Below are 13617 nucleotides of genomic sequence, written 5' to 3' on the forward strand. Positions count from 1 at the left end.
CGAACGCCGGAAGGGGGCCGGGTTTCCCAGCCCCCTCCGGCACACCGCCGAGACGTCACGTCGGGAGATCACGCTGCTTGCGCATCGGGCCGGTGAGCAGGATGAGCGGACCCATCGCCTGCATGGCCGCGGCGATCCAGATGGCGTTCTGCGCGCCCAGCACTCCGGCGAGCGTGCCGCCGAGCACCGCGCCGATCGGCATCGTCCCGTAACTCACCCACCGGTCGCTCGCGGTGATCCGGCCGAGCAGGTGCCGGGGTGTGTACGACTGCCGGAACGTCCCGACGATCACGTCCGACACCGCGATACCCGTGTTGACCACGAGCACGCCGATCACGAACAGCACCAGTCCCGGTCCCGGTGTGGTCATCGGGATGAGCAACGCGAACGGCATCGAGAAGATCTCCGCGATCAGCACGGTCCGCGCGGTGCCCAGCCGTGCCGCGATCCTGCTCGCCACCATCGCGCCGACGATGCCGCCCACTCCGGTGAACGCGATCAGGCCGCCGACAGTGGCGGCGTCCAGGCCGATTTCCCGGACGAGGAACACGATCAGCACGGCCTGCAGCGCGGTGTCGGCGAGGTTGCTCGTGCCGGAGTAGATGACCAGCGGCCGCAGATACGGGTCGGTGACGGTGTACCGCAGTCCTTCACGGATGTCGGTGATGATGCTGGTTTTCTCGTGCTCGGCCTTCTCCGGCAGCGGATCGTGCACCTTCATCCGGGCCAGGCAGAGCGCCGAGACGAGGAAGGTGACCGCGTCGGCCAGCAACGACGTCACGGCACCGAACGCCTGCGCCAGCAGGCCACCGAGCCCGGGACCGCCGATCTGGGCGGCCGACTCGCTGCCCTGCACCTTCGCGTTGGCCTCGGAGAGGTCCTTGTCGGCCACGACGGCGGGCAGGAAAACCTGGTAGGCGGTGGAGAAGAACAACGCGGACACACCCGCGAAGAACGCGACGGAGATCAGATGCTCGATCGTCAGCACGTCGAACCAGGCGGCCACCGGCACGCTGACGAGCAGCACGAACGAGATCGCATCGCACCACAGCATCAAGGGCTTGCGCGGCAAGCGGTCCACCCACGCCCCGGCGGGCAGCCCGAACAGCAGCCACGGCAACCAGACCGCGGCGCTCAGCAGGCCGACGGCGAACGCACTCGCGTCCAGCACGGTGACCGCGACGAGCGGGATGGCCACTGTGGTCGCCACGGACCCGAACTGGCTGACCGTCTCGCCGACCCACAACAACCGGAAGTCGCGTTGCCACCACAGACCACCGATCCGGCGCCTGGGTGGCGCCGCACCGGGCGGTCCCGGTGTCCCGTTGTCCTCGGTGTCCTGGGTGTCAGTCCCCTGGTCCGCCATGTGCGGTCCCTTCCCGGTGATGTGTGCTGTCGAGACCGGCGCTGATCAGGTCGACGAGCCGGTCCACCGCCGGAGCGGCGAGCATGGTGTAGTGGTTGCCCGGCGTGCCGGCGATCTCGAGCGCGGGGCAGAATTCCCGCCACTGGGCGAGTTCGTGCTCGCTGTCCTCCTCGTCCTCGGCGCTCAGCAGCAGCGCCCGGCCGGTGAACACCCCGGTGAGGTGGTGGCTGTCGATCGCTGTCTCACTCCATTTGTACTGCTCGTAGGCGGTTTGCACGCGCTCCGGGTCGTCGGCGCGGTCGGCGATGTACGCGAGCGCGGCGGTTTCGTCCAGTCCGCGCAGCTCGCCCGGGGTGAAACCGAAGGACTTGCCCACGGTGGCTTCGAGGTCGTCGACGAAGTCCTCGATCAGCGCGGCCGGGTCGCCGGACTCGCCCGTCCCCGGCACCGGCGGGTCGAGCAGGACCAGTGCGGCCACCGACGCACCGCGCTCCTGCAGGATCTTGGCCAGTTCGGCCGCGATCACGCCGCCTGCCGACCAGCCGCCGAGCGTGTAGGGGCCGGGATGGGCGGCGAGGAGTTCGTCGGCGTACACCTCGGCCAACCGGTTGACGCCCCGAGCGGCGGTGGTGCTCGTGGTGAACGGCGGCACGGAGAAGCCGTACACCGGGCGCTGGTTTCCGAGGCGTTTGGCCAGTTCGGTGTAGCCGAGGACGTTTCCGCCCGCCGCGTGCACCAGGAACAGCGGGGCCTGGTCGCCGCCGTCGGCCATGCGCACCAGGCACGTGCCGGCCTGGTCGGCTTCGGTGAACACGGCGGCCAGGTCACGGGCGGTGCGGGCGCGGAACACGACCGACAGCCCGATCATCCGCGTCCCGCCGAGCCGTTTGCCGAGCTCGTGCATCATCCGCACCGCGGCGAGCGAGTGGCCGCCCAGTTCGAAGAAGTCGTCGTCCAGGCCGGTGTCCGGCCGATCGAGGACCTTGCGGAACACGTCGAGGACGACGGACTCCGCCGCCGACTCGGGCCGCACCTGCGTGTCGGCGGCGGCCTCGGCGGGCAGCGGATGCCGGTCGACCGTGCCCCGCGTGGTCAGCGGCAGCGCGGGCAGCCGCACCAACCGGTCCGGCATGGTGATCTCGAGCAGCGTCGCCTTGAGCGCACGCCGCAGGCCGGCGAGGTCCGGCTCCTCGTCGGTCACCACGTAGGCGACGATGTCGTCGCCGTCGAAGCGGACGTGGCAGTGCCGGACCTCGTCGAGCTGGTGCAGCGCCGCCGTGATCTCGCCGATCTCGACCCGGTGCCAGTGCCGCGTGATCTGCTCGCCCGCCCGGCCGACGTGGTCGAGCCCACCGGACGCGGTCCAGCGCGCGAGATCCCCCGTCCGGGTACCGGCGACGTGGATCTCCCCGGCCACCCCGGCGGGCACCGGGCGCGACGCGCTGTCCAGCAGGCGGATCGATGTGCCCGGCCACGGCTTGCCGATCGGTGAACGCCACGGCTCGGCCAGATCGGCCGTGCTCAGCCTGTGACACGTCACCGGCCCACCGGTTTCGGTCGTGCCGTAGGTGTTCAGCACGCACGGTGTCTGGTCGCCGAAGAACCCGAACCACTGGCGCAGCGAGGCGACGTCGAGCCGTTCCCCCGCGAGCACGACGAGACGCAGTGCGAGGTCGCCCTTGCCCGGCAAGTCGTCTGCGAGCACTCGCAGCAGCGACGGTGTCAGGCCGAGCACGGTCACGGCTTCGTCGTGCAGCACGTCGATGTCGAGGTCGGGCGCGACCAGCACGGTCGCGCCCTGCGCCAGGGGTGCCCAGGTGCCCGGCAGTGACGGGTACGCGTCCGCGGGGTGCGACGAGGCACAGACGTCCGATGTGGACAATTCAAGCCCGGGGTGGCCGAACGCGCCGGTGATTCGCCGGTGTTCGAGCCGGACCGCTGTGGGCTCGCCGGAGGTTCCCGCGGTGAACAGCACGCACGCCACGTCACCGGCAGTCGCCTGCGTCCCGGCAGGCCCGGACCCGGGCGTGTCCTCGCCGACGAGCCGGACGCTGGGCACCCGCTGGGCGATCCCGGCTCCGGCCGGGCAGTCCGGCACGAACCCGGCACCGCTGGTGATCACTTTGCCCGCCAGCAGATCGAGCGGTTCGGCGGGATGCAGGGGCAGGTAGGCGGCGCCGGATTTCAGCGCCGCGAGCGCGGCGACGACGAACTCGACCGAACGGGCCAGCGGCAACGCAACGACCTGCCCCGCACCGGCTCCGGCTGCGCGCAGCCGGTCTGCCAGGCGCTCCGCCGCGCTGTCCAGTTGCGCGTACGTCATGCTCCGCGCGCCGGATTTCAGCGCGATCGCGTCCGGTGTCCGGCGCGCCTGCCGCTCGACCAACCCGTGCACGGTTTCCCCGCTGTCCGGGGAAGTCCCGAGTTCGACGCGGTCGCGGTACGACGCCGGGTACTCGCTCACCACGCGGCCGGGATCGCTCGTCATGGCTTCGAGCGTCGCCACGTATGAGCTCGCCAGGCGCTCGGCTGTGGCCCGGTCGAACAGGTCGGCGTGGTACGTGATGTCGCCCGCGACCTTGCCGTGGTCGGCGTCCATCCAGATCGTCATGTCGAACTTCGCGGTGCCGGTGTCGATGTCGGTCGGCGGGTGGAACGCCACGCCCGCGCCGCTGACCGGGTCACCGCCGGACTGCCCGTAGGCGAGCATCACCTGGAACAGCGGCGAGTTGCCGGTCCGCCGCGGTCCGAGGCGTTCGATCAGCTTGTCGAACGGCAGGTCCTGGTTGGCCAGCCCGCCGAACACCGTCGCCCGCGTCTCGGCCAGCAGGTGCGAGAACGTCCTGCGTTCGCCGAGACGTGACCGGACCACGATCGTGTTGACGAACAAGCCGATCAGTTCGGTGGTCTCGGCACTGGTCCGGCCGGACACCGGCGTGCCCATCAGCAACTCGTCGGTCCCGGCGTACCGGCCCAAGGTGAGCTGCCACGCCGCAAGGGCGACCGTGTAGGGCGTGCACTGTTCGCGCCGGGCCAGGTCGCGCACGGCCTGAGCGAGGCCTGCCGTGCCCTGGAACGGCACCAGACCACCGTCGTCGCTGCGCACGGGCGTGCGTGGCCGGTCAATAGGCAGGTCGAGGAATTCGGGCGCGCCCGCGAGTTGCTCGACCCAGTAGCCGATCTGCTTGTCGAACTCGCCGGCGTGGTACGCGACTCGCTGCGCGGCGGCGTAGTCGATGTACTGCGTGGTGAGCGCAGGCAGTTCTACCGGTACGCCACGGACGCGTGCTTCGTAGAACGTGGCCAGGTCGCGGTGCATCAAGTCGACAGAGCCGTCGTCGAACGCCACGTGGTGGATGTTGAGCAGCAACTGGTGGAGATCCGGGCGGAACCGGATCAGCTGCGCCCGGATGGGCGACACCGCCAGGTCGAACGGGCGCGCGGCGTCGGCGGTCACCAGTTGCTCGCTGCGGGTGTGCGCCGCGTCCGCTGACATGCCGGACAGGTCCGTGACCGTCCACTCGAGAACGTCGCCCGGCGCGGCGACGATCTGAAGTGGACGGTCACCGCCGAGCGTCAGCAGCCGCGTGCGCAGCACGTGGTGGCGTGCGGTGAGGTCCTCCAACGCCCCGCGCAGAGCCTCGGCCTGCACCGGCCCGTGCAGGTCCATCACCATCGGCTCGTTGTAGACGCCCGTGCCGTCGCTGATCCGTTCGAGCAGCCACATCCGCTCCTGGGCGAACGACAGCGGTGCGACACCGCCGATCGCGCCCTGCTGCTCGACTCGCTGCTGGAACGCGTCGCGCTGGGCCGGGGTCAGCGAACTGATGCGGCGCAACAACTCCTGCTGGTCCACTGGGTCCGTTCTCCTCGGCGGTTCTCGGTCGTCACCGGACGCGGCGCACGCTCAACGGCCGCATGTCCGTCCAGACCTCGTTGATGTGGTCGAGGCATTGCTGCTTGTCACCGGTCATCCCGGCCGCGGTCCAGCCGGGCGGGAGCTCCCGCCCGGCCGGCCAGATCGAGTACTGCTCCTCGTGGTTGACCACGACGGCGTACCGCACACTCTCCTCAGCGGACGTCACGAACCTCTCCTGTCCTGCCCAGTTGGTCGAGCCGTTCGGCGAACTCGCGCCATGTCCTCGCGTGCTGCCACGCCACTCTGGCGATGAGTTCGCGGCAGTGTTCCGGGACCGTGCCGACCCGGTCCACCCAGCCTGCCGGGTCTGCCAGCCTGCCGGTCAGCCAGCGCAGCAGCACGCGCCCGTCCTCGGTGCTGCGCAACACCGGATCACGCACGAGCGCGCCGAGCACAGTGTGGTCGGCGGGACCCGCGCTGTCCTGGGCGGTGCGCTGCCGCGGCGGGAGCGGGTCCTCGCCACGGCGCATGCGCTCGCGGACGTCGCGGGCCGTACCCGGCGAGATGCCCGCTGTCCGCCCGATCTCCCGCAACGACATACCCGGGTGGCGGGCGATGATCTCGCTGGCCACCCGGCGCCCAGTCGTCGCGTCCACTGGTCGCACGCGTCCGTCACGGCCGATCCGGCTGTGCGACTGGAGAACTTCCTCAGCTGAACACCGCCGGACGGCGCCGACCGTCTTCGGGGACAGGCCGGCGACGCGTGCGATGGCCCGGTCCGACCACTGCGGGTGGGACCGGGCTATCCGCGTGGCCGCGGCCTTGCGGTCGGTCAGCGACAGCGGCAGGCCGTGCGCGACGTTCGTCTTGACGGCGAGCACGAACGCGTCCTCTGCGCTGCCGTCGAAGAACTGCGCCTCGATCTCGCGCAACCCGGCCAGCCTGGCCGCGTGCACCCGGTGCATCCCGTCGATCACCCGCATGGTGGGCCGGTGCACGAGGATCGGCGGCAGCGACGCCGCCGAATCCGCGAGGGCACGGGCGTGCGCGGTGTCCTCACCGTCCCGGCGCGGCGAATCACCGGGCTGCAGCGCCTCGATCGGCACCCGCACAGCGGGTGCGGCGACCACGGTCATCGCCCCATCCATCGTCTCAGCCGTTCAGTAGATGATCCGGTCGGTGCTGGACCGGCGTGCTTCCCGTGACACGCGCAGGTTGCGCGTGATGTTGAGCCGCTTGAGCCAGCGGTCGGTGCCGTCGTAGCGGGCCACGAACGACGCGCGGCCGTGCACGGCACGCAGGTTGTCGATGAAACACACGTCTCCCGGCCGCAGCACCACGCCGGTCAGCTGCTTGTCGACCGTGGCGGTGAAATCGTCGAACGCCTTGCGCGCCTCCGGCTCCATCGCGTCGAGCAGCATGTAGTACGGGTCGAGCGACATGTACGGCCGCGACGGGTCGCCGTAGAGCACCGGCTTCTTGCGCGGGTTGTCGTACAGGTCCTCGACGCGTTCACGGGACCGTTCCAGCAGGCGCGCTGCGACGGGGTCGTCCTCGGTGCGGTCGGCGAGCCCGTTGTTCCTGGGCAGGTGCGAGTCGTCCGGCCGGATCGGGAACTCGGGCTGGAACAGCTTCTCGACGTCCAGTTTGGACCAGTCGATCGAGTCGCCCTCGCACAGCGTGGTCTCGATCTCGTCGTGGTTGCGCAGGCACATCAGTGCGACGTAGTCGCCCTTGAACGGGCTGAACGCGTCCTCGGTGTGCCACCAGAGCGTCATCTCGCTGCCGACACCGAGCTGCTCGTCGCGGTGTGCCTTGATCGGCAGGACGTCGTGCATGATCCGGGCGTTCTGCGCGCTGATCCAGCCGAACAGGTCGCCGACGGCCGCGGCGCAGAGCATGAAGAAGATCTCCTGGCGCAGCGTCGGCGACTGGGCGCCGACCTGGTTCCAGTGGTCGGGTGTCAGGCCGATTTCCTCGTCGTCGACGGGGAAGCCCGAGACGAGGCAGATGGCCGACGGCTCGGCCATCCGGTACTCCTCGAGGAAAACCCTTACCCGCCACGGCAGTTCGTGGGCGTACAGCCGCGCGTTGGCGATCAGGTCGGCGTTCTCGATGTCGCCGTGGTCCGCGGCGATGCGGTCGATGACCGGCGTGATCTCGGCGATCTCTGCGTCGGTCAGTGTCAGGTGGTGCAAAGTCCGGCCTCCTCGGCTCGCGTTCGGTGCGGATGAGCGGCGTCCGCCGTCGGTGGTGGGAGTCTGTGGCGGGAGTCAGAGACGGGTGCCGGCTCGCAGCAACTCGTCGAGGTGCCCGAGTCCGGTGGTCAGTTCGTCGACGGTGCCGCCGAACCGCAACCGCGCGTACCGCGCGTACTCGTCGCCGAAGCAGCTGCCGGGAACCAGCAGCACGCGGTGGTCCTGGGCGAGCTTGTGGCAGAGCGGTGTCGCGTCGGTCAGCTGGGGGAACTCGGCGAAGGTGGTGACACCACCCGCGGGCGGGGCGAACCTGATCAGGTCCTGCCGTTCACTCGCCCACTTCGTCAGCAGGTCGAGGTTCTCCCGCGCGTACTCGTGCTGCAACGCCACGATCCGGTCGGCGTGCGTCACGGCCTGGACGGCGAAGAACTCCAGCACCGGCGAGACGTACAGGGCGATGTAGTCGCGCAGCTCGGCCATTGTGGCGAGCAGGGCGGGCGATCCGAGGCACCAGCCGACGCGCAGCCCGGCCAGCCCGTAGCTCTTGGAGAACGTGCCGAACACGATGCTGCGGTCGTACCAGCCGATCGGCAACGGCAGCGGATCGGCGGTGTAGGTCATCTCGCCGAACGCGTGGTCCCAGACCAGCCAGGCCTGCTCGGCCTGCGCGATGGCGACCAGGTCACGCTGCTGCTGCGGGGTGATCGACGTGCCCGTGGGGTTGTGCGGGAAGTTGACCACGATCATGCGCGGGTGGTGCTTGGCCACGAGCTCGCGCAGCAGGTCCAGGTCGACCGAGAAACCGTCGTCGCGGCGCAGCGGCCAGCGCACCACGTTGCAGCCGCGCGCTTCGGCGATGCTGTGCAGCTGCTGGTACGCGGGCTCGACGACGATGATCGTGTCGCCCGGTTCCACGGCCGTGTACATGGTCAGGTAGATGGCCTCGCTGGATCCGTGCGTGACCATCACCGGATCGATGTCACCGCCCGTCCAGCGGTTGGCGAGCACGGTGCGCAGCGGACGGCTGCCGTACGGCTCGCCGTCGAGCAGCAGCAGCGAGTCGAGCTCGGCCAGGTCGAATCCGCACAGGTCGCGCAGTTCGGCGATGGTCAGGTCGCGGACACCGCTGCTGCCGATGTCGTGGTCGACGGCGTGGTAGTAGTCCCGCATCCACTCCTCGAGCTTCGCGAGCGCGATTTCCATGAATGAGACCCCCAGTCACGCGGCTGTCCGCGGGGCGTCGGCGCCCGCTGGCGAAAAGCTACCGGGATCGGATTCGCCCGTGATGTCACCGGAAAAAGGGACACTCTTCGCCGCGGTGCCCGCACTGCCCGGCGCGTGCCTTTATCCCCGGATAACGGTTAGGCTTTCCGCGACGAAACGCCGACACATCTTCCCGGGGGACTTCTGATGCCGATCCTTCAATTCGTCGAACGCGATGGCATCCTGGATCTCGGCTGGGGGCATCCGCGCCCCGGCCTGCTGCCGGTGCGGCAATGGCAGGACGCGACCCGCGCGGCGCTCGACGCGTACGACTGGCAGGCCCTGACCTACGGCCACTCCGCCGGGCCGCAGCCGCTCGTGGACTGGCTGGCCGAGCACCTCGGCACGGTCGACGCCCTGACCGCGTCACCCGGCGAGTTCTTCGTGACGGCCGGGGCGTCGCACGCGCTCACGCTCTGCGCGACGGTCCTCGCCGCACCCGGCGACGTCGCGCTGGTGGACGTGCCGACGTACCACTTCGCGTTGCGGATACTGCGGGACCGCGGCCTGCGGCTCGTGCCCGTGCCACGCGACGACGCCGGTATCGACGTCGAGGCGCTCGGCGCGCTGGTGGACCGGTTGCGCGGTGACGGGCAGCGGATCGGCCTGCTCTACCTGGTGGCCACGTTCGGGAACCCGACCGGGCTGAGCGTCGGGGAGCCCCGGCGGACCGAGCTCGTCCGGTTCGCGCGTGCGGCGGGCGTGACGATCGTGGAAGACGACACCTACCGCGAGCTCGGCTACGAAGGCGCGCCGCCCGCCTCGCTGTGGTCGGTCGATCCCGGTGGCCCGGTCGTGCGCGCCGGATCGTTCTCCAAGACGGTCGCGCCCGGCCTGCGGCTGGGATTCGTGCAGGCCGGGCCGGATGTGCTCGATCGGCTGGCCGGGATCGGCTACGTCGACAGCGGCGGTGGGCTCAACCACTCGGTCGCGCTGGCGATGGCCACGTTCGCCCGGTCCGGTGCGTACGCGGAGCACGTGGCCCGCGTACGCGCGGCCTACCGGAGCCAGCGTGACGCGTTGGTCGACGGTTTGCGTGCGGGCGTGCCGGGCCTGGATGTGCCGCGCCCGGCGGGCGGCTGGTTCCTCTGGTTGCGGTTGCCCGAAGGGATGACGGCGGAGAGCCTGATGGTCGTGGCCGAACGCAACGGCGTGTCGTTCGCCGGAGGTGCCCAGTTCCACACCGATCCCGCGCGCGGCCACGACCACATCAGGCTGAGTTTCTCGTTGCTGTCCCCCGCCGGGCTGACCGACGCCGCTGACCGGCTGGCCGCCGCGATCCGGTCCGTCGCCGGGTGACTCAGGCGGACCGGCTGATCTCGGCGAGCGTGCGTGCGGCCTTCTCCACGGCCGGCGTCGGACGCGACAGGGACAGCCGCAGCTGGCGGTCGCCCTCGTGCGGCCGTGCCCAGTAGAACCGGCTGCACGGCAGCGTGTGGATGCCGCGTTCGACGAGCGAGCTGTACGTCTTGTAGGCGTCCGGCCCGGTCTCCGGCAGCGTGATGCGGGCGACACTGATCCGTGAGCCCGGGTCGGTGAGCGTCAGCGAGGTGCCCTCCAACAGGCCCGCGACCAGGTTGCGGTGCTCGCTCAGACGTGTCTGCATCTCGGCGAAGCCGCCGGTCCGCGCCTCCTCAGCGAGTTTGTCGATCAGCAGCAGGATCACCGGCGACACCGACAGCATCACCTCGTCGAAGCACTTGACGAACCGCAGCGTCGACCCCTCGTTCCAGCTGAGGAAGCCGGACTTCAGCTCGCTGACCGACCAGAGCTTGCCGGTGTCCTCCACCACGATCCACTCCGCGCCGGACGCCTCGAGCACGGCGTAGGTGTCGTAGTGGGCACGGCTGTCCTGGCCGCGGAAGCTGGAGTCCATCACGACGATCTGGCCGTTGCGGGCACACGCCTCGGCCAGTGCGCGCAGCCGCTCCTCGGTCAGGATCCAGCCGGTCGGGTTGTTCGGGTGCACCACCACGACCGCCCCGATCGACGAGGGCAGTTCCACGTCGCCGTCGTCGATCCGCTGCTCGGTGATGGGGTGCAGGCGCAGGCCGCGGGCGGAGAACAGGTCGGCGATGTTGTCGAAGGTCGGGTGCAGGACGGCGACCTCCTGGATCCGCTCGGCCAGCACCCGCGCCACGATGTCCAGCGCGATCGTCGACGAGTAGGTGCTCAGGATCCGGCCCTTGCCGAACGGCGCGCTGTGCTGCCCCATCGCGCCGAAGAAGCTCTGGTGCGCACGCAGCTCGATGTCGGCGAACGCGTGGTCGAGTGCCTGGTCGAACATCGAGGGCAGGGTCGCGATGATGCGACGCTGGTTGTCGGTCAGCGCCTGCCGGGGGTGGCCGTCGGTCAGGTTCAGCATTTCTTTCGGAGACACCAGCGCCTCCGACTCCATGGAAGTCAGAGTGCGTTCGATCTGCCCCATAGGGATGCCCCAATTCTGGAATAGCGTTCGGCGGAGGAATGGGCGGCGCGAAGATGTGCGGCTGCCGACCCGAGCACTGGCCAAGTTACCAACGCACGGCCGGATCGGATGTCACATAAAGAAGGGATGGCGCTTGCGGGCGGGGATTCCGCCATTAACCACCACTCGTCGCGACGAACCCGCGGAAATATGAGAAACTCTTACCTCCACCCAGGCCGCAGACGTGGGATGAACAGTGCTGACCTGCGGAATCAACGTGAACGCAACGTTTGGTCAACGCGCCACGGCCAAGATCCCTTGATTATCCGGTGGTCACGCGGCGACAGGGCAGGCTGCAGGAGATCCCACGCGCCGAGCACCGATCACCACCTGGGAGCCGGGGACGCCCAGGGGGTACAACACATGTCTGGGGGCAAATTGATCAAGGTGGAGATCGTCAACAGCGTGCCCATCTACGCCAGAGGACTGTCATCGGTCCTCGCGGCGGAAGGGCTTGTGGTCACCGCGGTGAAGACCGCGCACGACAGTCACGGTTCGCCCCGTGCCGACGTGCTCCTCGTCGACCCGGCCATGGCCAAGGACATGGCTGTCGAGGAGTTCGTCACCGCGGTCTCGCGGTCGGCGTCCGTGCTGCTGCTCGTCGACGACGTGGATTCCGAGACACTGGCGACCTACGCGCAGGCGGGTGCGCAGGGAGCGGTCGACCGGCATTCCAATGTGGACAAACTGGTCGCCGCCATCCACACCGTCGCCCGCGGCGGCCAGGTGTGGGAGGACGGTGAACCGGCAGCGCAACCGCAGAACGCCGTCCAGCGCCTGTCGCCACGGGAGAACGAGGTGCTCAGACAGGTCGCGTCCGGGCTCACCCACGCCCAGGTCGCCACCAGGCTGGGCATCAGCAGGCACACGGTCGACACCTACGTGAAGCGGATCCGGTCCAAGATGGACCTGGGCAACAAGGCGGAGCTGACCCGTGCCGCGATGGCAGTCGTCCCCGCGGCACGGCAGGCCAGCGCTTAGCCGAGCAAGCCGTTCGCGATCGCCTCGACGTACCCCGGTGAGCGCATCGGCCTGACCGCAACGGTTTCGAGCAGCCGCATCCCACCCCAATGCCGCACATCCCTGCCCGGGGTGTCACGGAAACTGGGGACAGTCAGCGTCGATGCCGCCGGGACAGCCCTGCTGAGCCCGGCCACAACCTCTTCACAACACTTCCGGCAACCCGCGCGCCGACGATGGTGACCGGCCCGGCGGCTGCGCCGGGATGACCGGCTGGACATGGCCGGTTCGGGTTCTGAAGGGGAAGCGCATGAAAGTCTCCAGATTATGTGTTGCCGTTGTGGCCGCCGTCGGCGTGTGTGTGCCGATGGCGGGCACAACGGCGGGGGCTGAGTCGTCCAAGGCGCCGATGCCGGTACCGGCGGGCGCGCGGGTGCCGGCCGACAGCATCGGCACCAACAAGGTCGAGACGATCGCGAAGGCGAACTCCGCGCTCGGCCACTACTACGACGAAGCCGCCAAGCAGTACGTGGTCACCTTGCCTGCCGAGAGCAAGGCGACTGCCGCCGCGTTCCAGTCCGCCGGGGCAGCCACACGCGTGGTGCACAGCGAGTTCACCACCCAGCAGGTGACCACCGCCAACTCGGCCATCACCCAGCACACCTGGCACCCAGCGGCGAAGAAGTACAACTACGTGTTCTACTTCGACCCGCGTCGCGACGCCATCTCGCTGGCCTCCAACGCGCCTGCGGACGTCGTCGCGCCGCTCGAGAAAGCCACCCCCGGGTTGATCTACTACCACTACGAGACGAACGTGGGGCGTGACTTCAACCGGCAGGACGACCCTGCCCCGCACTGGGGTGGTTCGCTGATGACGCCTTTCGTCAACGGCCCCATCTGTTCGGCCGGGTTCGCCGTCCAGGACGGCTTCGGCAACAGGTACATGGCCACCGCTGGTCACTGCTTCCCGAACGGGACGCAGCTGCGGTCCGGCTTGGGGACGTACAGCTTCGGTACCTTCGCCAATCCGACGTACCCCCTCGACGACCTCGGGATCATCGCCGGCAGCACCTACCAGGGGTACGTCTACGGTGGCAACCAGATCAGCAGCAACGCGCGCCTGGTGTACGGCGGGGGAACGGCCGTGCTCAACACCTTCGCCAACTACTGCCGCAGTGGCGCGACCACGGGTGAGCAATGCGGCAACAAGGTGGTCGCGGAGAACGGGACCGTGTGCACCGCGGGTATCTGCACCGGCAATCAGTACGTCTACCGGGGTTCTGGAGTGCCGTCCGCCGGTGGTGACTCCGGCGCGCCGCTCTACGCGGTGTCCACCGACAACAGAGGGGTCTTCGTCATCGGGATCCACACCGGACGCGGCGGCGCGGACATGCTCGCCGAGCCCTACAGCAGCCTGATCGCTGCCTACGGACTCACCGCCGTGACCTCACCCTGACGGTCCCGGCACAGCCGGGTGGGCTGGGGGCCGCCAGACTTCAGCCCA

General features: G+C 69.5%; 11 protein-coding genes. 3 read left to right on the top strand and 8 right to left on the bottom strand.

The annotated features are described in order from the left end of the window. Positions 1 to 55 precede the first annotated feature (55 nt). From AOZ06_RS41555 to vioD, 6 genes are all read right to left on the bottom strand, one after another. Positions 56 to 1366 (bottom strand): MFS transporter, encoded by a 1311-nt coding sequence (locus tag AOZ06_RS41555; RefSeq protein WP_083472281.1) that lies wholly within the window; start codon positions 1364 to 1366, stop codon positions 56 to 58. After that, positions 1347 to 5222, bottom strand: a complete 3876-nt coding sequence (locus tag AOZ06_RS41560) for an alpha/beta fold hydrolase (RefSeq protein WP_054294388.1) — start codon at positions 5220 to 5222, stop codon at positions 1347 to 1349. The genes AOZ06_RS41555 and AOZ06_RS41560 overlap by 20 nt, the downstream gene beginning before the upstream one ends. Before the next feature lie 31 nt (positions 5223 to 5253). Continuing rightward, positions 5254 to 5451 carry an MbtH family protein gene (locus AOZ06_RS41565; protein ID WP_054294389.1) on the bottom strand — a complete coding sequence of 66 codons (198 nt, stop codon included), beginning with the start codon at positions 5449 to 5451 and terminating at the stop codon, positions 5254 to 5256. Further along, positions 5438 to 6361: a ParB N-terminal domain-containing protein gene (locus tag AOZ06_RS41570; protein WP_225953029.1), complete on the bottom strand. Its 924-nt coding sequence runs from the start codon at positions 6359 to 6361 to the stop codon at positions 5438 to 5440. The genes AOZ06_RS41565 and AOZ06_RS41570 overlap by 14 nt, the downstream gene beginning before the upstream one ends. A 24-nt stretch (positions 6362 to 6385) precedes the next feature. Beyond that, positions 6386 to 7423, bottom strand: a complete 1038-nt coding sequence (gntD, locus tag AOZ06_RS41575) for a guanitoxin biosynthesis L-enduracididine beta-hydroxylase GntD (protein WP_054294391.1) — start codon at positions 7421 to 7423, stop codon at positions 6386 to 6388. Between the two features lie 75 nt (positions 7424 to 7498). Next, positions 7499 to 8626: a capreomycidine synthase gene (gene vioD, locus AOZ06_RS41580; RefSeq protein WP_054294392.1), complete on the bottom strand. Its 1128-nt coding sequence runs from the start codon at positions 8624 to 8626 to the stop codon at positions 7499 to 7501. Between the two features lie 207 nt (positions 8627 to 8833). Here vioD and AOZ06_RS41585 point away from each other — a divergent pair, with 207 nt between their 5' ends. Further along, a complete protein-coding gene (locus AOZ06_RS41585; protein WP_054294393.1) occupies positions 8834 to 9985 on the top strand; it encodes an aminotransferase-like domain-containing protein in 1152 nt (383 codons plus the stop codon). 1 nt (position 9986) lies between these two features. Here AOZ06_RS41585 and AOZ06_RS41590 read toward each other — a convergent pair whose 3' ends face one another. Next, positions 9987 to 11066 (bottom strand): aminotransferase class I/II-fold pyridoxal phosphate-dependent enzyme, encoded by a 1080-nt coding sequence (locus tag AOZ06_RS41590; RefSeq protein ID WP_218921867.1) that lies wholly within the window; start codon positions 11064 to 11066, stop codon positions 9987 to 9989. A 450-nt stretch (positions 11067 to 11516) separates the two neighbouring features. On the opposite strand from AOZ06_RS41590, the gene AOZ06_RS41595 reads away from it, so the two are divergent. Further along, positions 11517 to 12134: a helix-turn-helix transcriptional regulator gene (locus AOZ06_RS41595; protein ID WP_063810209.1), complete on the top strand. Its 618-nt coding sequence runs from the start codon at positions 11517 to 11519 to the stop codon at positions 12132 to 12134. On the opposite strand, the gene AOZ06_RS57295 is transcribed toward AOZ06_RS41595, so the two are convergent. Then, positions 12131 to 12310 (bottom strand): hypothetical protein, encoded by a 180-nt coding sequence (locus AOZ06_RS57295; RefSeq protein WP_157233534.1) that lies wholly within the window; start codon positions 12308 to 12310, stop codon positions 12131 to 12133. The two genes, AOZ06_RS41595 and AOZ06_RS57295, sit on opposite strands and share 4 nt — an antisense overlap. Positions 12311 to 12480: 170 nt before the next feature. On the opposite strand from AOZ06_RS57295, the gene AOZ06_RS41600 reads away from it, so the two are divergent. Beyond that, complete coding sequence (locus AOZ06_RS41600; protein WP_157233535.1) at positions 12481 to 13569, top strand: S1 family peptidase; 1089 nt, start codon at positions 12481 to 12483, stop codon at positions 13567 to 13569. Positions 13570 to 13617: the final 48 nt, after the last annotated feature.

It is taken from the genome of Kibdelosporangium phytohabitans (assembly GCF_001302585.1).
GTDB classification, from domain to species: Bacteria; Actinomycetota; Actinomycetes; order Mycobacteriales; family Pseudonocardiaceae; genus Kibdelosporangium; species Kibdelosporangium phytohabitans.

Coding starts and splice junctions, on each gene's coding strand:
- AOZ06_RS41555 (WP_083472281.1), bottom strand. CDS start 1,366: ATGGCGGACCAGGGGACTGACACCCAGGACACCGAGGACAACGGGACA.
- AOZ06_RS41570 (WP_225953029.1), bottom strand. CDS start 6,361: ATGACCGTGGTCGCCGCACCCGCTGTGCGGGTGCCGATCGAGGCGCTG.
- vioD (WP_054294392.1), bottom strand. CDS start 8,626: ATGGAAATCGCGCTCGCGAAGCTCGAGGAGTGGATGCGGGACTACTAC.
- AOZ06_RS41585 (WP_054294393.1), top strand. CDS start 8,834: ATGCCGATCCTTCAATTCGTCGAACGCGATGGCATCCTGGATCTCGGC.
- AOZ06_RS41595 (WP_063810209.1), top strand. CDS start 11,517: ATGTCTGGGGGCAAATTGATCAAGGTGGAGATCGTCAACAGCGTGCCC.
- AOZ06_RS41600 (WP_157233535.1), top strand. CDS start 12,481: ATGGCGGGCACAACGGCGGGGGCTGAGTCGTCCAAGGCGCCGATGCCG.